The sequence below is a fragment of the Streptomyces cyaneus genome (assembly GCF_004028635.1).
Lineage (GTDB): Bacteria > Actinomycetota > Actinomycetes > Streptomycetales > Streptomycetaceae > Streptomyces > Streptomyces cyaneus.
This window is the reverse complement of record NZ_RQJW01000024.1, coordinates 17,110-34,074: the sequence shown is the minus strand read 5'-3', so window position 1 is coordinate 34,074 and position 16,965 is coordinate 17,110. Positions and strand designations below refer to the sequence as shown.

Here is a 16,965-nt window from a genome sequence, read left to right as displayed (position 1 = left end):
TAGGTCAGCGCCCGGCCGGCGGGGCGTACTTGTACCCCACCCGACGCACCGTCCGGATGGTGTCCCGGTGCTCGGCGCCCAGCTTGCGGCGCAGCCGGGCGATGTGGACGTCGACGGTACGGCCGTCCCCCACATGCCCGTACCCCCACACCGTGGTGACCAGCTGGTCGCGGGTGTGCACGCGATGCGGGTTGGCCACCAGGTGGGCGAGGAGCTCGAACTCCAGGTAGGTGAGGTCGAGTTCACGCCCGTCGACCGCGGCGGTGCGCCGCACGGTGTCGACGCTGACGAGCGGGTCGCCGTCGACGTCCCGGGCCGGCGGGCCGACCGGTGGCTGCTGGTCGGCCGGGACGAGCACCAGGTAGCCGATCATCGGCGGCTGCCCCGGGAGCGTGGGCAGGGAGTGCTGGGGAGCGGGGAGCCAGGTGGCACCCGGCGGCAGGAGGTCCGCGACGTCGATCACCTCGTCCCGGTCCACGGCGCGCAGATGATGCCGTGAAGCGGTCGGGGTGGGGGAGTTGAGCGTGGCGGCGGAGGACAGAGAACGAGTGGTCGCCATGAGAGGTCAGCTCTTTCGCGCGAGAGGTCCATTGGGGAGGAACGTCGTTCGCGCTGGCCGAAGGCCGGGGAAATACGGCTTTAGAGGGCCGGCGCGTTCATCGCGCGGCAACACACCCGGTCGAAGTCGTGGTGCTGACGGGACGGCCAGAAGGGCTCCAGGTCGTGGCGACCTGTCGCGAGGTGCTTCTGGATGCTGGCCATGCCCCCATTGAAGCAGACGACGTGCACGTGCAGGACCCTCCTCTCACAGCTTGGACGCGAAGAGGGCGCCCACCGGACGGTGGGCGCCCCTCGGGAGCTACTGGGCGGATCAGACCTGGCCGGCCTTCTCCAGCGCGGAGCAGCAGGTGTCGACGAGCAGGCGGGTCACCACGTACGGGTCGACGTTGGCGTTCGGACGGCGGTCCTCGATGTAGCCCTTGCCGTCCTTCTCGACCTGCCACGGGATACGGACCGAGGCACCGCGGTTGGAGACGCCGTAGGAGTACTCGTTCCACGGGGCGGTCTCGTGCAGACCGGTCAGGCGGTCGTCGATGCCGGCGCCGTAGTTCTTGACGTGGTCGAGCGGCTTGGAGCCCTCACCGAGCGACTCGGCGGCGGTGATGATCGCCTCGTACGTCTCGCGCATCGCCTTGGTGGAGAAGTTGGTGTGCGCACCGGCGCCGTTCCAGTCGCCCTTCACCGGCTTCGGGTCCAGCGTCGCGGAGACACCGAAGTCCTCGGCGGTGCGGTAGAGCAGCCAGCGGGCGACCCACAGGTGGTCGGAGACCTCCAGCGGGGAGACCGGGCCGACCTGGAACTCCCACTGACCGGGCATGACCTCGGCGTTGATGCCGGAGATGGCGAGACCGGCGGCGAGGCAGTTGTCCAGGTGGGCCTCGACGACCTCACGGCCGAAGATCTCGTCGGCGCCGACGCCGCAGTAGTAGCCGCCCTGCGGGGCCGGGAAGCCGCCCTTGGGGAAGCCGAGCGGGTAGCCGTCCTGGAAGAAGGTGTACTCCTGCTCGATGCCGAAGATCGGCTCCTGAGCGGCGAACTTCTCGGCGACCTCGGTGAGCGCGGCACGGGTGTTGGACTCGTGCGGCGTCATGTCGATGTTGAGGACCTCGCACAGGACGAGGATGTCGTCGCCGCCGCGGATCGGGTCGGGGCAGGTGAAGACCGGCTTGAGGACACGGTCCGAGGAGTGGCCCTCGGCCTGGTTCGTGGAGGACCCGTCGAAGCCCCAGATCGGCAGCGCGTCCAGACCGACGGGCTCGCCCGTCATGATCTTCGTCTTGGAACGGAGCTTGGCGGTCGGCTGGGTGCCGTCGATCCAGATGTACTCAGCCTTGAAGGTCACGGGCCACTTCCTTCGGGGGTGTGTCTGACGCACTTGCGGGTGCTGCGGCGCTGCGGCACTGAGGCGCCGCTCGTTGATGCCCGCGAGCCTGTCAACAGGCGATTTCCCGGCCGTTGCTCGAATGTGAACCCCGTGTTACCTGGTGGTGGTGTGGCGCGATTCACGCTGTGAGCGGCCGTACAAAGTCGATACGCCGACATCCGTCCCTCTGGGCGGGAACGGCTCGACGCCTCGTATGCGATGGGAGTGAGGCACCGGGTGCACCCCACGCACGCGGGCCCTGCCGCTCGTGGCCGCGAGCGGCAGGGCCCATGACACGTACGCGTGGTTACCCGAGCCTCACCCCACCTTCTCGATCAGCGCCCGGCGAATCAGGAACTTGCCGGGCTCACGCACCTGCTCGAAGGCGGCGTTGTTGAGCAGCGCACAGCTACCGGAGACCGAAGTGACCTCCACCGTCGTGGACTTGTTGTTGTCCAGGTTGGTGACCTTCAGCTTCGTACCCGCAGGGAACTGGTTGCTGGATGCCGCAGGAGCCCCGCCCTCGCCTGAGAGCGTGACGGTCGAGCCGTTGCAGACCTGCTGCCCCGAGGCCGCGGCACCACCACCGGCGTCCCCCGCGTTCCCGTTGTCCCCGCCGTTCCCCGCATTGCCGGCGTTCCCAGCGTCCCCCGCATCGCCTGCATTCCCGGCGTTCCCCGCGTTCCCGGCGTCCCCCGCAGGAGCGCTCTGCGCCGGGGGCGAGGCCTGGGAGTCCTGAGCCGACTCCCCGACCGCGCACCCGGACGCTTCCTGTTGGACCTTGATCTGCGCGATGACGGCCTCGCGGTTGGCGATCCGGGCCTCGGACTGCGCGTCCGGATCGGCCCGTTGACCGTCGATGAACTTCTGGTTGTTGCCGAGAGCGGTGGCGAGGCCTTGGCAGACGTTGGAGTCTGCGGCCGACAGGGTCCTGGGACTCTGCGAGGCGTTCGACGTGCTCGCCATGACGAAGGCACCGCCTCCGGCCACCGTCGCCGCGCTCACGAACAGCGCGAGCTTCTTCTTCGTGCTGAGAGTTCTCCTACGCGACATGCGCGCCTCCTGAGAGGTAGGGGAGCGTACGTCGCTATGTACGAGATACCGAACGAGGTTACTCAGCGGTTACAGGAGTCACTGAAGTAACCTGCATCACACAAAGCTCAGCAGGGCATTTCAGCTTCAGCTTCAGCTCTCACGGGACAGCGCATCCCGCACCGCCTCTTCGGTACGCGCGACAACGGCCGTACCGTCGTCCGCGGTGATGATCGGCCGCTGGATCAGCTTGGGGTGCTCGGCCAGCGCCGTGATCCACCGCTCCCGCGAACCCGCGTCCCGGGCCCACTCCTTGACTCCGAGCTCCTTGGCGGCGGCCTCCTGGGTCCGGGTGATGTCCCAGGGCTCGAGCCCCAGCCGATCGAGGACGTCCCGGATCTCGGCCGCGGTCGGCACGTCGTCCAGATAGCGGCGGACGGTGTAGTCCGCTCCCTCGGCGTCGAGCAGGGTGATGGCGCTACGGCACTTGGAACAGGCCGGATTGATCCAGATCTCCATGCCGCTCACGGTATCCCGACCGGCTCGACCACCTCCGTCGACCGGGCCCGGGCTGCCTGCCCAGCCGTCGGCCCAGTCGCCCGCCCCACCGCTTGCCGGACAACCCGTGTTCGATTTTTCCGCCGCCTCACACACCCCTCCCGGCCCCGGTGTGACACAGTGACAATTTCGTTGCTGACCAGGGCATTTCATGGACGTCCGGGACCCTCGGATTGTCAGTGCCGGGCAGTAAACTGTAACCAGTGTTCGAGAGCGTCGCCGGGGAACCCGACCGGCGCTCTACCGCGACAGGAGGATGCCTGTGCCCGCTGCCGCACTGAAGCAGAAGCCGACCCGCAAGCCGCTGCCCACCCAGTCCACCGCGAAGCACCCGGTGCTGCTCGACCTGCCGTACGCGCCCGTGGAGAAGCGGCCCCTGCCGCCGGGCCGCCCGCGCGAGTGGTACATCACCCACAACCGCCGTCTCAAGGCCATGCGCCTGGCGATAGCCCTGCTCGACTCGGGCGTCCTCATGCCCAACCAGGCCCGCAACGACACGATCCGAAGCACCGCGGAGACGATCGGCGTGCACCCGCCGTCGGACACGACGTGCCACATGGTGCGGGCGTTCATGAGGTATTCGAGGTAAGCCGCGACGCCGGGTGCCCACACTGACCAAGGGCACCCGGCACTGCCCCTGCCAAGCGTGGGCGCCCCTACGCCGACAACTCCCGCTCCAGCGGCGTCCGGAACCGCGGTGTCACCCGAGCCGCCCCCACCCACCCCCGCAACCGCTCCGCCTCCAGGGCGACCGCGGCCTGAACCGCCCGCCGCTCCACGGCCCCCAGGTCCTCCAGCAGCCGCCAGACGATCTCCCCGTCCCCGCGCTGAGCCCAGCCGCCCACCACACGCCCGTTCCACCACACGGTCGGCCCCACATTGCCGCTACGGTCGAACAGCGACGGCCACAGCTCCGGCGCCAGATACCACTCCCGCTGCTGCCACCCCATCGCCGTGGGGTCGAGGGCGGGCAACAGCGCTGCCCACGGTTCCGCGGGCCCGGCCACCGGGCCGACGTCGCCGTCGACGACGTACCCCGTCCCCTCGTCGAGGGACACGGCCTGCGCGTCGATCGCCGCCAGCGCCCGGCGTACTTCGGTCACCTTCCACCCGGTCCACCACTTGAGGTCGGCCTCCGTCGCCGGCCCGCACACCGCGAGCCAGCGCCGCAGCAGCTCCGCCTGCGCCCCGGAGACGTCCAGCTCGGGATGGTCGGGTGCCACCGCCCATCTGAACTGCGAGGACGTCCAGGAGCCCAGGGGCCGCCCCCGCACCACCTTCCCCTCGACGCCCAGCACCCGCAGCAGCCGCGTCGAGACGGTGTGCACGCCCTCGTAGCTCTTGCCGGCCCCGTACACGAACCGCTCGCGCAACCGCGGCTCGTCCTCGGCGAGTTCGGCCGCCGTCGCCGGTCCGCGCCGGGCAAGCGCGGCCAGCGTCGACTCCTCGACCTCGGCCAGCCAGGCCGCGTCCGGCGCCCCAGCCGTCGCCATGTGCTTGACCAGCGTGGCCCGCTCCCGCGCGGCGACAGCGAGGCCGGTCGAGGCGTGCACGACGGCCGTCAAGCCGGTGGGGAACACGAACACGGTGTGCCGCATGCCGTGCATCCGAACCAGCGCCCGCTCCTCGTACAACGCCCGCTCGGTCTCCGCGACGGTCTGCGCGGGCTCCGCCAGCCGCGCGCCCACGGCCAGATACACGGTCGCCGGATCGGTGCCGTGCAGCGCGACCAGCGACTCGGCGACCTCGACCGGCCCCGCCGCCCGAGCGGCCCCGGCCAGCCGATGCCGCAACCCCAGCCGGGCCCGGCGCTCCGCCACCCCGATGTACCGCAGCCCGCCACCCATCCCGACCTCCACCCGTCACAACGCCCGTGACTGCATCTTCCCGGACCCCACTGACAACGGCCCCACACACCCGACCGCCCCTGTCACCCGATCGCCGTATCAGGCACGCGCGCGCACCACACCCCACACCCCCGCCGACCGAACCCTCCGCGGCAACGCCGCCCACAAACAGATCCCGCGCTCCGCGCACGCCTGCCGGAGGGGCGGCGCCCCCGTTCGCCTTCGTGCCGCAGTGCTCGGCCGTCAACGCACGTAGCCGCGGGCGGCGTCAGCCGTACCTGCCTGGGGCCTCAGCCGTACGTATCCGGGGCCTCAGCCGTACCGCTCCACCAACCCGCCCACATACGCCGTCAACCGTTCGCCCAGCACCTCCGCCGTCAGATCCGTCCGACCCAGCTCACGCCACGGCCCGGCGAGCTTGGCGGCGTCGGGGGAGTAGGCCAGGGCGTCCAGCAGCCGCCAGTACAAGTGGTCGGCCGGGGCGGCGAGTCGGCGCCCGCCGTGTGCCTCGTACCGCTCCCGGAAGCCGAGCCCGTGCTCCGGGCCGTGCAGCAGCGCGAGCGCCGTCGAGCAGTGGGCGACGTCGAGGTCGGCCGGTCCCCACGACGTCTCCACCCAGTCGACGACACCGCTGACCCGCAGCTCCGTGCCTTCCCCGCTGAACAGCACGTTCCCGGGGTGGAAGTCCCGGTGCAGGAAGCACCCTTCGTAGGCGGGGGGCTCGCGGCGGATCACGTCCACGGCTCGTTCCCAGAGCGCGCCGCCCGGCGTCCGTACCCTCCCCCACTCTCGGCTTCGCTCGAGCGGGGGGACCCCCATCGGGGACGTCCACGCCTGGTACGTACGCGGACGCTCCGCCGGTACGACCCGGTGGATCCCGGCGAGTTGGGCGGCCAGCAGGTCCAGGCGGCGGTCCAGGTCCTCCTCGTCGACCCGCACCCGGCCCGGCAGCAGGGACATCAGCAGTGCGGGGTGGTCGCAGTGCTCGGCCGTGGCGTCGACGGCGATCAACCGGGGCGCGGGAACGCCCTCCTGGGCGGCGAGCAGGGTGAGGACCGACGCCTCACGGGACAGCAGCCCGGGCGCGTGGCCGCGGAAGAAGGGCTTCACGAACGTGCGCAGCGCGAGCCCGGTGCCGTCGTCGAGGGTGAGCCGTCGCATCTGCGAGCTCCAGCCACCCTTCGCGAACGCGGTGCCGGTGACGGTCCGCCCCTGGGGCAGCTGCTTGGCCAGCCACGATCGGGTGGCCGTCCAGCCCCGGTCGCCCAGGCCGGTCAGTACGGCCGTCACGAACTCCCGCCGGTCCTCGGCATGCTCCTGGAACCACAGCCCCAGCATGTGCTCCGCGTCCGGCACCTCGAACCGGGTGAACTGCGCGCGAGCGGCCAGCACCTCCTGCACCGCCTCCGTCACGTCCGGCGGGATGATCGCGTCCGTCCCCGGCACCGCGAGCACCGCCCGCCCCTCGTACGCCCGCAGCACATCGAGCGCGGGAGCCGCACGCCAGCCGTCCGGCCTGCGGATGATCTCGCTGAACCGCCCGTCCCCCTCGCCGAACGGCACATCCCACGCCTCCTGCGCGTACACAGCGGGCGCGCACAGCCCCACCGCCGCCACGCGCTCCCCGTAGTGGCCGACGAGGTCCGCCACCGTCTGCCCGCTCATGCTGAACCCCACCACGATCAGCGGCCCGCCCGCCGGCACGCGCGCCTCGATGACGGCGACCGCCTGCTCCAGGCGCCGCCGCAGACTCAACTCCCGCAGTTCGCCGGTGCTTTCGCCGTGCCCCGAGAAATCGAAGGCGAGCCCACGGCAGCCGCGGGAGACGAACTCGGCGAGCAGCGGCAGCAGCCGTTCCTTGCTGCCGTTGCCCGCGCCGTGCAGCAGCACGACGGTGGCCGTCTCCGGGCCGCCGGCGTCACCGCCGTGGACGCCGCTGAGCAGTTCACCGTCGTGGGCGCATGTGAAAGGAGAGAGCTCGATCATGCGCCCATTCATTCACGGCACTCGGGTCCCGGGAAAAGGAGATGCACGCCAGGTGACCGGATCCCTACGCTGGACACGCGTAACGGAGCTGTTCACGCCGCTTTCCGCAGGGCAGGCGTCACCCTGCGGACTCGGGGCTACTCTCTACGCACCGACGGACGGTCGCCCATCCCCCAGCGCCCCGTCGGGACATCGGTCACCGCTCGAGATCCAGATTCAACCCACGCTCACGGAGGCCCGTGATGGGCACCATCGTCATGTCCGGGACTGTCGTCCTGGTGATCCTAGGATTCGGAAACCACCTCTACTGGCTCGCTGCCGTCGCCGTGCTCTTCCTCTACCTGCAGTACGGTCGCAGCTCCTCCGCGTCGAGCGGCGGAGCCGGGGGCGCCGGCGGCGGGGGAGGGGCCTCGTCGGGAGGTCCCATGCCCTCGGACTACCGCGCCTACCGAGACCGTCGTGACATGCAGGCCAAGTGGGAGCGCCGCTACCGCCGCGAGCGTCCCATGGAGGCCCGTCGTCAGGAGCGCGAGAAGAGCAAGTGAGACCAGCTCCGCTGGTAGCCGGAGGGGCCCCCGGTCACAGGCCGGGGGCACCCCACACCGGGAACCAGCGGTTCAGGTCCTGCTCGATCCGCAGGTCGTCGGCGAGCGCCGCCTTCACCCGTAGCTCCAGCGCATTGTCACGCCGTTCCGCCGCGCCGGGCAGCGGTGCGAAGGGATAGAACCTGCCCCGCTTGTAGAGATAGACGAGGGCGAGCCGTCTGCCCTGCCGCTCGTCCTCGAACCCGGCCAGCGAGCACAGCAGCTGCGGCCCGAAGCCGTTGACCTCCATCGCGCTGTTCACCGCGTGCAGGTCGTTGACCAGCTCCGGCAGCTGCTCGGGCATGCGCCGGGAGACCAGCCACGAGTAGCCGTAGGAGTCGCGTGTCAGCTCCACCGGGCGGCCCTCGCGCTCGGCGTCCGCGTCGAGCAGCGCCTGGACCTCGCGGTGTGTCTGCTCGAAGACCGCGCCCTCGACCGGGGCGAAGCACACCGCTCCGCTCCCGGTGGGCCGCAGCCCTACCGCCGCCTCCAGCGTCACCGCCGCCGACGGCAGCCTGAAGAGCTGGTCGAGATCGGGCGCGACCGGCTTCGTACGGCCGAGCAGGATGTCCAGCAGCCCCATGCTCACGCCCCTCCGGGAGCCGTCGTCTCGCCCAACTCGGCGGAGATCCGCCCCAGTTGGTCGAGCCGCTGCTCCAGACTCGGGTGCGTGGAGAAGAGCTGCGCAAGGCTGGGCTCGCGGCCCAGCGCCGGAGTGAAGTAGAAGGCGTTGAAGGCCTGGGCCGTGCGCAGGTCCTTGCTGGGAATCCGGGCGATGTCTCCTGTCACCTTGGTGAGCGCGGAGGCCAGCACCGAGGGCCGCCCGGTGAGCAGCGCCGCGGCCCGGTCGGCGGCCAGCTCCCGGTACCGGGACAGGGCCCGGATCAACAGGAAGCTGATCGCGTACACGGCCGCCGACACACCCAGTACGGCGGCGAAGACGACGGCGGTGTTCTGGTCCCGGCGTCCACCGCCGAACAGCTGCGAGTAGAAGGCGAACCGCACGATCAGTCCCGCGATCACGCCGAGGAACGAGGCCACCGTGATCACGGCGACGTCCTTGTGCGCCACATGCGACAACTCGTGCGCGAGCACACCCTCCAGCTCGTCCGGCTCCAGCCGTCGCAGCAGCCCGGTGGTCACACAGACCACGGCATGATCGGGATTGCGCCCGGTGGCGAACGCGTTCGGCATCTCCATGTCCGACACGGCGACCACGGGCTTCGGCATGTCGGCGAGGGCACACAGCCGGTCGACGACCCCGTGCAGCTCGGGATACTCCTCCCGCTCCACGACCCGCCCACGCATCGCGAACAGCGCGACCCGGTCCGAGAACCAGTACTGAGCCCCCAGCAGCCCCGCCGCCACGACCACGACGAGCACCCAGGACTTCAGCAGCACGATCAGCGCGGCGATGAACGCCACGTACAACAATCCGAGCAAAAACAGAGTGATCCCCATCCGGGCGGTCAACCGCCGATCACTCCGGAACCGGCTCTGCATCTCGCATCACCCCGCGCGCACTCAGGCACTCGTCCCACTGCCCAGTGTGCACCCGGTGACCCCCATGAACGGGTCGTGATCGGCCCTAGGGCCAGCAAAGACGCCGGTCTCAGTACGTCCGGAAGTTGATGTAGCCCAGCAGCACGATCACCCCGGCGACGCAGCCGAGCACGATCGCCGTGGACACCCAGCCCGACCGGCGCTGCCGCCGCGCCACATGATCGGGCTCGGCCCGGAACGGCACCGGAGCGGGCGGGTTCTCCTTCCAACGGGCGGCGAGCATACGGGCCCTGGCCGAGGGCTCCTTGTGCTCGGCGTTGTCCGCCCACTTCAGGTCGAACTCGCGCTCCTGGTCGTCGTGTTCGTGCTCCGGCATCCCGTCCACCCCCGTGTCGTCTCATCGGCAGAATAGAACATACGCCCGCGCCCCCGCTGTCGGTATGACAGCGGGGGCGCGGGCGTATGCCTCCGGTTCGAGAGACCGGTCAGGCGCCGATCACACGTCGAAGTAGAGCTCGAACTCGTGCGGGTGCGGACGCAGCTGCAGCGGGGCGATCTCGTTCGCGCGCTTGTAGTCGATCCACGTCTCGATCAGGTCCGGCGTGAAGACGTCGCCCTGGAGGAGGAACTCGTGGTCGGCCTCGAGCGAGTCGAGAACGGCCGGGAGCGAGGTGGGGACCTGCGCGACGCCCGCGTGCTCCTCGGGAGCCAGCTCGTAGAGGTCCTTGTCGATCGGCTCGGCCGGCTCGATCTTGTTCTTGATGCCGTCCAGGCCCGCCAGGAGCAGGGCCGAGAAGGCCAGGTACGGGTTGCCGGAGGAGTCGGGCGCGCGGAACTCGACGCGCTTGGCCTTCGGGTTGGAGCCCGTGATCGGGATACGCATCGCGGCGGAGCGGTTGCGCTGCGAGTACACCAGGTTGATCGGGGCCTCGAAGCCCGGCACCAGCCGGTGGTACGAGTTCACCGTCGGGTTGGTGAAGGCCAGCAGCGACGGGGCGTGCTTGAGGATGCCGCCGATGTAGTAGCGGGCGGTGTCCGACAGGCCCGCGTAACCGGCCTCGTCGTAGAAGAGCGGCTGGCCGCCGGTCCACAGCGACTGGTGGACGTGCATGCCCGAGCCGTTGTCACCGAAGATCGGCTTCGGCATGAAGGTCGCGGTCTTGCCGTTGCGCCAGGCCACGTTCTTCACGATGTACTTGAAGAGCTGCAGGTCGTCGGCGGCCGCGAGCAGCGTGTTGAACTTGTAGTTGATCTCGGCCTGGCCGGCGGTGCCCACCTCGTGGTGCTGGCGCTCGACCTTCAGGCCGGCCCGGTCCAGCTCCAGGGAGATCTCGGCGCGCAGGTCGGCGAAGTGGTCGACCGGCGGGACCGGGAAGTAACCGCCCTTGTAGCGGACCTTGTAACCACGGTTGTCCTCGAGGGCACCGGTGTTCCAGGCGCCCGCCTCGGAGTCGATGTGGTAGAAGGACTCGTTCGACGTGGTGGCGAAACGCACGCTGTCGAAGACGTAGAACTCGGCCTCGGGACCGAAGTACGCCGTGTCGGCGATCCCGGTGGAGGCGAGGTAGGCCTCGGCCTTCTTCGCCACGTTCCGCGGGTCACGGCTGTACTGCTCGCCGGTGATCGGGTCGTGGATGAAGAAGTTGATGTTGAGGGTCTTGTCCCGGCGGAACGGGTCGACCCGGGCGGTCGACAGGTCCGCGCGCAGCGCCATGTCGGACTCGTGGATGGCCTGGAAACCACGGATCGACGATCCGTCGAAGGCGAGCTCCTCGTCCGGGTCGAACGCCTCGACGGGCACCGTGAAGTGCTGCATGACGCCCGGCAGGTCGCAGAATCGGACGTCGACGAACTTGACGTCCTCGTCCGCGATGAACTTCTTGGCCTCGTCGGCGTTCTGGAACATCCAGCTCCTCCTACTCCCGACCGTCCGCGCCGGGGTGGTAGTTCGTTCGTGCGGCCAGTGCGGTGGCACACGCTGTCTTCGACCCTAGGGACGGGTGATTTCTCGGGCGTGACCCATTTGTTTCACCCACGTTAACCGGACATCCCGTACCGCACCCCACCTGTCCGTATCGCAAAACGCGCCCAGTACCGTGGATGCGTGGACAAGAGGCAAGCAATCGGATCCTGGCTCTCGGGCCCCCGCGCGGCCGCCGAGGACGCCGGTGTCGACTTCGGATACCGGGGTGAACAGCTCGGACTGCCGGAGGAGGGGCCGGGGTCGATCGCCCGCCCCGGCCGACGGCTCGGAGCACTCGCGGTCGACTGGGGTCTCTGCGTCTTGATCGCATACGGTCTCATCACCGACGGCTACGGCCAGGCGACCAGCAACTGGGCCCTGCTGCTGTTCTTCCTGATGAGCGCCCTGACCGTCGGCACCGTCGGCTTCACTCCGGGTAAGCGCCTCTTCGGCCTCCGTGTGGTCACCCTGGAGACCGGCACGGTCAACCCGCTGCGCGCCCTGCTGCGCTCGGCCCTGCTGTGCGTGGCGATCCCGGCCCTGATCTGGGACCGCGACGGCCGCGGCCTGCACGACCGGCTGGCCGGCACGGTCGAGGTCCGGGTCTGACACCAGCTCCTCGCGTACGACCTCCTCGCGTACGACGAAGGGGGCGCCCGGCAGGTGCCGGGCGCCCCCTTTTCTCGTAGGAGCTCTCTCGTGCGAGGGAGATCAACGGGCCTTCGGCCCGCCCTTCGGCAGCTTCATGCCCTTGGGCATCGGCCCCTTCGGCAACGGCATGTTGCTCATCAGGTCGCCCATCGCCTTCAGCCGGTCGTTGGTCGCGGTCACCTGGGGGCCGGTGAGCACGCGGGGCAGCTTCAGCATGGTGGTCCGCAGCTTCTTCAGCCCGACCTGCCCCTCGCCCGTGCCCACGATCAGGTCGTGCACCGGCACGTCCGCGACGATGCGGTTCATCTTCTTCTTCTCCGCGGCCAGCAGGCTCTTCACCCGGTTCGGGTTGCCCTCGGCGACCAGCACGATGCCGGCCTTGCCGACGGCCCGGTGCACCACGTCCTGGCTGCGGTTCATCGCCACCGCGGGCGTCGTCGTCCAGCCCCGGCCGATGTTGTCCAGCACAGCCGCGGCGGCGCCCGGCTGGCCCTCCATCTGCCCGAAGGCCGCCCGCTCGGCCCGGCGCCCGAACACGATCGCCGTCGCGAGGAAGGCGAGCAGCAGGCCCAGGATGCCGAGATAGATGGGGTGACCGATCAAGAAACCGATCGCGAGGAAGACACCGAAGGTGACGATTCCGACAGCCGCGAGTACAAGACCGATCTTCTTGTCGGCCCTGCGGGTCATCTTGTAGGTCAGAGCGATCTGCTTGAGTCGCCCGGGGTTCGCAGCATCCGCTGCCGTGTCCTTCCTCGCCATGCCACGAAGTCTACGTGGCCCGGGAAGCGGCGACGACGGCAGTGCCGCGTGGGAGCGGGGGAGAGGGCTCAGGGGCGGACGACAGTGACCTCGTCCAGGACGCGCTGGGCCTCGACCCGGTCCTTGGCGCGACGGCGGTCCTCCAGCACGGACGTCCAGGCGTTGCGGCGGGCGGTGCGCTGACCGCTGCTCATGAGCAGCGACTCGACGGCACGCAGTGCAGTGGTGAACGACGGGATGGCGGTGGCGCGAACGGGCGCGGCCTGCATGGTGGAGGTCCCCCCTCGGGAATGGCGGCTTTGGTGAGTGGTGCACGGGGTGTACAACCAGCGTCACTGATTGGTGTTACCAGGGCGTGACCGACCGGTCAAACACCAATGAAGCCTTGATGTGTCGCCCAAAACACTTGACGCGGCCCTGACGGGCCCCCTAGCTGCGGGGACGTCCAGGGCCGCGTCAATCGGCGGCTACCGAGAGGTAGTTGCTTGTGCGCGGATTCACACGAGCAGAGTGGCACTCCGTGCCATCAGACGGCCTGCGAGGCGACGTAGGAACCACCCCGCTGCGGAGCAGCTGAGTGTCGCTGTTCGACGGCCATCTGGTACAGCCGCCCGGCGCGGTACGACGAGCGCACCAGCGGCCCGGACATCACACCGGAGAAGCCGATCTGCTCGGCCTCCTCCTTCAGCTCCACGAACTCGTGCGGCTTGACCCAGCGCTCCACGGGGTGGTGCCGGACGCTCGGGCGCAGGTACTGCGTGATGGTGACCAGCTCGCAGCCCGCGTCATGCAGCTGCTGGAGCGCCTCACTGACCTCCTCGCGGGTCTCGCCCATGCCGAGGATGAGGTTCGACTTGGTGACCAGGCCGTAGTCGCGGGCCTCGGTGATGACCTTCAGGGAGCGCTCGTAGCGGAAGCCGGGGCGGATGCGCTTGAAGATCCGGGGCACCGTCTCGACGTTGTGCGCGAAGACCTCGGGGCGGGAGGCGAAGACCTCCTGGAGCAGCTCCGGTACGGCGTTGAAGTCCGGGGCGAGGAGCTCGACCTTGGTGCGGCCGGCCTCGCGGGAGGCGGTCTGCTCGTGGATCTGGCGGACCGTCTCCGCGTACAGCCAGGCGCCGCCGTCCTCCAGGTCGTCGCGGGCGACGCCGGTGATGGTGGCGTAGTTCAGGTCCATGGTGACCACGGACTCGCCGACGCGGCGCGGCTCGTCGCGGTCGAGCGCCTCGGGCTTTCCGGTGTCGATCTGGCAGAAGTCGCAGCGCCGGGTGCACTGGTCGCCGCCGATGAGGAAGGTCGCCTCACGGTCTTCCCAGCACTCGTAGATGTTGGGGCAGCCGGCTTCCTGGCAGACCGTGTGCAGGCCCTCGCTCTTCACGAGGTTCTGCATCTTCGTGTACTCGGGACCCATTTTCGCCCGGGTCTTGATCCACTCGGGCTTGCGCTCGATGGGGGTCTGGGCGTTCCTGACCTCCAGGCGCAGCATCTTGCGTCCGTCGGGTGTGACTGCGGACACATCGGCTCCCTGTAGCTTCGATTCTTCGGCGTACACCAGGGTACGCCCGTGTTTACTCAGCCCTGCTGTCAGGCCAACCCCATCGCCGCAGGGCGGATTCCCGGTCTCAGGCGGTCGTCTTCTCGATCTCCCGCGGCTTCAGGTCCGCGTTCTCCAGTACGTCCGTCAAGTGCCGTTCGACGACCGGCAGCACCTCGTCGATCGTGACGTCCCGGCCGAGCTCGTTCGCCAGGGAGGCGACGCCCGCGTCCCGGATCCCGCACGGGATGATCTTGTCGAACCACTTGTTGTCCGGGTTCACGTTCAGCGCGAAGCCATGCATGGTCACGCCCTTCGCGACCCGGATCCCGATCGCCGCGATCTTGCGGTCCTCGCGCCGCTGGCCGGCGTTGGACGGGGCGTACTCGGGCCCGTTCAGACGCGGGTCGAACTCCTCGTCGGTGAGGCGGGGGTCGAAGTCCAGCGACAGGCCGCCGAGGGCCGGACGCTGCTCGACGGGGTCGCCGAGGACCCATACGCCGCTGCGGCCCTCGACCCGGGTGGTCTCCAGGCCGAACTCCGCGCAGGTGCGGATCAGGGCCTCCTCCAGCCGCCGTACGTGGGCCACGACGTCCACGGGGCGCGGCAGCTTCTGGATCGGGTAGCCGACCAGCTGGCCCGGGCCGTGCCAGGTGATCTTGCCGCCGCGGTCCACGTCGATGACCGGCGTGCCGTCCAGGGGCCGCTCGTTGTCCGCCGTGCGCCGGCCCGCCGTGTAGACCGGCGGGTGTTCGAGCAGCAGGACCGTGTCGGGGATCTCGTCCTCGAACCGCGCCGCATGTACCCGGCGCTGCTCGTCCCACGCCTGCTGGTACTCGACGGCGTCCGCGCCGAATCCCATGCGGACGAACCGCAACTCACTCACGGCAAGCGCCTCCCTGGAAGAACCGGAAAGTCGTAAGGCACAAAGCGTGCCTACGCCACTGTACGACCGGCTCGATCGGGTGAGGTCCCCCGGTCCGCGTCAGCCCAGTAGGGCAATCCTCACACGATCGGATGAATAGGCGGCGGAATGTGCGATCGACTGCTTACTCTCCGCTACATTCGCGCCGTTCGAGCAGGCCAAAAGGGCTGCTCACCGGCAATCCGGGCACCCGCGGCGCACTGACCCCGCGAGGCCCGAAAGGCAGGAGACCGCACCGCAGATGACGGAACGACCCGCGCAGCGCACTCCCAACCGCCAGCTCGCCGCGCTCATCGCAGAAGCGGGATTCTCCAACGCGGGTCTCGCCCGCCGGGTGGACCAGCTCGGCCTCGAACACGGGCTTGATCTGAGATACGACAAGACATCGGTCACCCGCTGGCTGCGCGGACAGCAGCCGCGCGGTACGACCCCCGCCCTCATCGCCGAGGTCTTCACCCGCCGCCTCGGCCGCCGGCTCTCCGCCCAGGACCTCGGCCTCGACGCCTGCGCGCCCGTGTACGCGGGCCTGGAGTTCGCCGCGACCCCGGAGGAGGCCGTCGACATCGTCAGCGGCCTGTGGCGCAAGGACTCCGGCAGCCACGCCGAGCTCCGCAAGATCGCCTTCACCCCGGCAGGCCTCGTCGTGCCCAGCCGGGACTGGCTGATCGGCCGCGCCGACGAGAAGGTGGCCCGCGGCGAGCCCATCGCCCGCATCCCGGCCCAGGGCCGCCCAGGGGCCGTACCCCGCCAGCGCAGCCAGGGGGAGCGCGGCCCCGGCCAGAAGGTCACCGGCGGCGACATCGCCGCGCTGCGGTCGGTCGGCGAGCTGTTCCGCTCGCTCGACGACATGTACGGCGGCGGCCACGCCCGGCAGGCCCTCGTGCGCTACCTGGAGCACGAGTGCGAGCCGATGCTGCGCGGCACCTACGGCGAGCAGACCGGCCGCAAGCTGTTCGCCGCCGCCGCGGACCTCACGAGGCTCGCGGGCTGGACGTCGTACGACATCGCGGCGCACGGTCTCGCGCAGCGCTACTTCGTGCAGTCGCTGCGCCTCGCGCAGGCGGCCGGCGACCGGGCGTACGGCTCCTACGTCCTGGTCACCATGAGCCGCCAGGCCGTCTACCTCGGGCACGGCCGTGAGGCCGTCCAGCTCGCGCGCGTGGCGCAGCAGGGCGTGGGGACCAGCGCACCGCCGGTCGTCCAAGCCCTGCTGCACGGGTGCGAGGCGCGCGGGCACGGCGTACTGGGTGAGGTGCGCGCCTGTACGGCCTCCCTGGTGCGGGCCGAGCGCGCCCTCGAAGCGGCTCGCCCCGGCGACGACGTGCCGCACTGGGCACGGTTCTTCGACGAGGCGCAGCTCGCCGACGAGTTCGGGCACTGCCACCGGGATCTGCAGCAGTTCCGTGCGGCGGCCCAGCATGCGGAGCGGTCGCTGCAGCTGCGTGCGCCCGCGTTCGCCCGCAGCCGGCTGTTCTGCCGCGTCGTCCTTGCCTCCGCCCGGTTGGGGCTCGGTGAGCTCGATCAGGCCTGTGCGTTGGGGGCGGAGGCGGCGGGCGCTGCCGCGGAGATGCGGTCGGTACGGGCGATCGAGTACGTCAAGGACTTCGAGCGGAGGTTGGAGCCGTATCGGGACGCGGCGCCGGTGCGGGGGTATCGCGACAAGGTCGCGGCGTTGGGGTAGGGGGTATCGCCGTAA

19 protein-coding genes are annotated in these 16,965 nt (G+C 70.0%); 4 read left to right on the top strand and 15 right to left on the bottom strand.

All coding sequences use genetic code 11. The features are described 5' to 3' along the window. Window positions 1-4: 4 nt before the first annotated feature. The 5 genes from EHO50_RS42195 to EHO50_RS42180 form a co-directional block, all read right to left on the bottom strand. Complete coding sequence (locus tag EHO50_RS42195) at window positions 5-559, bottom strand: winged helix-turn-helix domain-containing protein (protein WP_128437181.1); 555 nt, start codon at window positions 557-559, stop codon at window positions 5-7. Window positions 560-639: 80 nt separating this feature from the next. Further along, window positions 640-762 (bottom strand): hypothetical protein, encoded by a 123-nt coding sequence (locus tag EHO50_RS45765; RefSeq protein ID WP_281288322.1) that lies wholly within the window; start codon window positions 760-762, stop codon window positions 640-642. A gap of 109 nt (window positions 763-871) precedes the next feature. Beyond that, window positions 872-1,903 carry a glutamine synthetase gene (gene glnII, locus EHO50_RS42190; RefSeq protein WP_128437180.1) on the bottom strand — a complete coding sequence of 344 codons (1,032 nt, stop codon included), beginning with the start codon at window positions 1,901-1,903 and terminating at the stop codon, window positions 872-874. A 339-nt stretch (window positions 1,904-2,242) separates the two neighbouring features. Next, window positions 2,243-2,977 carry an RlpA-like double-psi beta-barrel domain-containing protein gene (locus EHO50_RS42185; RefSeq protein ID WP_128437179.1) on the bottom strand — a complete coding sequence of 245 codons (735 nt, stop codon included), beginning with the start codon at window positions 2,975-2,977 and terminating at the stop codon, window positions 2,243-2,245. A 132-nt stretch (window positions 2,978-3,109) separates the two neighbouring features. Further along, window positions 3,110-3,475 carry an arsenate reductase family protein gene (locus EHO50_RS42180; RefSeq protein ID WP_128437178.1) on the bottom strand — a complete coding sequence of 122 codons (366 nt, stop codon included), beginning with the start codon at window positions 3,473-3,475 and terminating at the stop codon, window positions 3,110-3,112. A 301-nt stretch (window positions 3,476-3,776) separates the two neighbouring features. Here EHO50_RS42180 and EHO50_RS42175 point away from each other — a divergent pair, with 301 nt between their 5' ends. Beyond that, the gene (locus EHO50_RS42175) at window positions 3,777-4,103 is read left to right on the top strand and encodes a hypothetical protein (RefSeq protein ID WP_128437177.1); all 327 of its coding nucleotides are present in this window, start codon (window positions 3,777-3,779) and stop codon (window positions 4,101-4,103) included. 67 nt (window positions 4,104-4,170) lie between these two features. On the opposite strand, the gene EHO50_RS42170 is transcribed toward EHO50_RS42175, so the two are convergent. Both EHO50_RS42170 and EHO50_RS42165 read right to left on the bottom strand, forming a co-directional pair. After that, complete coding sequence (locus EHO50_RS42170; RefSeq protein WP_128437176.1) at window positions 4,171-5,361, bottom strand: winged helix DNA-binding domain-containing protein; 1,191 nt, start codon at window positions 5,359-5,361, stop codon at window positions 4,171-4,173. Between the two features lie 312 nt (window positions 5,362-5,673). Next, window positions 5,674-7,347 carry an alpha/beta fold hydrolase gene (locus EHO50_RS42165; protein WP_246101831.1) on the bottom strand — a complete coding sequence of 558 codons (1,674 nt, stop codon included), beginning with the start codon at window positions 7,345-7,347 and terminating at the stop codon, window positions 5,674-5,676. A 242-nt stretch (window positions 7,348-7,589) separates the two neighbouring features. Between EHO50_RS42165 and EHO50_RS42160 the strand changes: the two genes are divergently transcribed. Beyond that, window positions 7,590-7,892, top strand: a complete 303-nt coding sequence (locus EHO50_RS42160; RefSeq protein ID WP_128437174.1) for a hypothetical protein — start codon at window positions 7,590-7,592, stop codon at window positions 7,890-7,892. A 34-nt stretch (window positions 7,893-7,926) separates the two neighbouring features. Here the strand turns inward: EHO50_RS42160 and pspAB are convergent, their stop codons facing one another. From pspAB to glnA, 4 genes are all read right to left on the bottom strand, one after another. After that, window positions 7,927-8,514 (bottom strand): PspA-associated protein PspAB, encoded by a 588-nt coding sequence (pspAB, locus tag EHO50_RS42155; RefSeq protein ID WP_128437173.1) that lies wholly within the window; start codon window positions 8,512-8,514, stop codon window positions 7,927-7,929. A 2-nt stretch (window positions 8,515-8,516) separates the two neighbouring features. Beyond that, complete coding sequence (gene htpX, locus EHO50_RS42150) at window positions 8,517-9,434, bottom strand: zinc metalloprotease HtpX (RefSeq protein ID WP_128437172.1); 918 nt, start codon at window positions 9,432-9,434, stop codon at window positions 8,517-8,519. 109 nt (window positions 9,435-9,543) lie between these two features. Then, window positions 9,544-9,810, bottom strand: coding sequence for an SCO2583/SCO2584 N-terminal domain-containing protein (locus EHO50_RS42145; RefSeq protein WP_128437171.1), 267 nt, complete (start codon window positions 9,808-9,810; stop codon window positions 9,544-9,546). A gap of 120 nt (window positions 9,811-9,930) precedes the next feature. Beyond that, window positions 9,931-11,340: a type I glutamate--ammonia ligase gene (gene glnA, locus EHO50_RS42140; protein ID WP_128437170.1), complete on the bottom strand. Its 1,410-nt coding sequence runs from the start codon at window positions 11,338-11,340 to the stop codon at window positions 9,931-9,933. Window positions 11,341-11,538: 198 nt separating this feature from the next. Here glnA and EHO50_RS42135 point away from each other — a divergent pair, with 198 nt between their 5' ends. Next, window positions 11,539-12,006, top strand: coding sequence for an RDD family protein (locus tag EHO50_RS42135; RefSeq protein ID WP_128437169.1), 468 nt, complete (start codon window positions 11,539-11,541; stop codon window positions 12,004-12,006). Window positions 12,007-12,108: 102 nt separating this feature from the next. On the opposite strand, the gene EHO50_RS42130 is transcribed toward EHO50_RS42135, so the two are convergent. From EHO50_RS42130 to lipB, 4 genes are all read right to left on the bottom strand, one after another. After that, on the bottom strand, window positions 12,109-12,810 hold the full coding sequence (locus tag EHO50_RS42130) for a DUF4191 domain-containing protein (RefSeq protein WP_128437168.1): 702 nt from the start codon (window positions 12,808-12,810) through the stop codon (window positions 12,109-12,111). Between the two features lie 68 nt (window positions 12,811-12,878). Continuing rightward, on the bottom strand, window positions 12,879-13,079 hold the full coding sequence (locus EHO50_RS42125; RefSeq protein ID WP_128437167.1) for an SCO2195 family GlnR-regulated protein: 201 nt from the start codon (window positions 13,077-13,079) through the stop codon (window positions 12,879-12,881). A 257-nt stretch (window positions 13,080-13,336) separates the two neighbouring features. Continuing rightward, window positions 13,337-14,326 carry a lipoyl synthase gene (lipA, locus tag EHO50_RS42120; protein ID WP_128437166.1) on the bottom strand — a complete coding sequence of 330 codons (990 nt, stop codon included), beginning with the start codon at window positions 14,324-14,326 and terminating at the stop codon, window positions 13,337-13,339. A gap of 106 nt (window positions 14,327-14,432) precedes the next feature. Continuing rightward, complete coding sequence (gene lipB / locus EHO50_RS42115; RefSeq protein WP_128437165.1) at window positions 14,433-15,230, bottom strand: lipoyl(octanoyl) transferase LipB; 798 nt, start codon at window positions 15,228-15,230, stop codon at window positions 14,433-14,435. Between the two features lie 280 nt (window positions 15,231-15,510). Between lipB and EHO50_RS42110 the strand changes: the two genes are divergently transcribed. Further along, on the top strand, window positions 15,511-16,950 hold the full coding sequence (locus EHO50_RS42110) for an NsdA family TPR-like regulatory protein (protein ID WP_128437164.1): 1,440 nt from the start codon (window positions 15,511-15,513) through the stop codon (window positions 16,948-16,950). Window positions 16,951-16,965: the final 15 nt, after the last annotated feature.

Bases quoted from the DNA above. Each gene is read 5' to 3' on its own strand.
- EHO50_RS42195 (WP_128437181.1), bottom strand. From the start codon at position 559: ATGGCGACCACTCGTTCTCTGTCCTCCGCCGCCACGCTCAACTCCCCC.
- EHO50_RS42130 (WP_128437168.1), bottom strand. From the start codon at position 12,810: ATGGCGAGGAAGGACACGGCAGCGGATGCTGCGAACCCCGGGCGACTC.
- htpX (WP_128437172.1), bottom strand. From the start codon at position 9,434: ATGCAGAGCCGGTTCCGGAGTGATCGGCGGTTGACCGCCCGGATGGGG.
- EHO50_RS42180 (WP_128437178.1), bottom strand. From the start codon at position 3,475: ATGGAGATCTGGATCAATCCGGCCTGTTCCAAGTGCCGTAGCGCCATC.
- EHO50_RS42170 (WP_128437176.1), bottom strand. From the start codon at position 5,361: ATGGGTGGCGGGCTGCGGTACATCGGGGTGGCGGAGCGCCGGGCCCGG.
- EHO50_RS42165 (WP_246101831.1), bottom strand. From the start codon at position 7,347: ATGATCGAGCTCTCTCCTTTCACATGCGCCCACGACGGTGAACTGCTC.
- pspAB (WP_128437173.1), bottom strand. From the start codon at position 8,514: ATGGGGCTGCTGGACATCCTGCTCGGCCGTACGAAGCCGGTCGCGCCC.
- EHO50_RS42125 (WP_128437167.1), bottom strand. From the start codon at position 13,079: ATGCAGGCCGCGCCCGTTCGCGCCACCGCCATCCCGTCGTTCACCACT.
- glnA (WP_128437170.1), bottom strand. From the start codon at position 11,340: ATGTTCCAGAACGCCGACGAGGCCAAGAAGTTCATCGCGGACGAGGAC.
- EHO50_RS42160 (WP_128437174.1), top strand. From the start codon at position 7,590: ATGGGCACCATCGTCATGTCCGGGACTGTCGTCCTGGTGATCCTAGGA.
- EHO50_RS42110 (WP_128437164.1), top strand. From the start codon at position 15,511: ATGACGGAACGACCCGCGCAGCGCACTCCCAACCGCCAGCTCGCCGCG.
- EHO50_RS42145 (WP_128437171.1), bottom strand. From the start codon at position 9,810: ATGCCGGAGCACGAACACGACGACCAGGAGCGCGAGTTCGACCTGAAG.
- EHO50_RS42185 (WP_128437179.1), bottom strand. From the start codon at position 2,977: ATGTCGCGTAGGAGAACTCTCAGCACGAAGAAGAAGCTCGCGCTGTTC.
- EHO50_RS45765 (WP_281288322.1), bottom strand. From the start codon at position 762: ATGGCCAGCATCCAGAAGCACCTCGCGACAGGTCGCCACGACCTGGAG.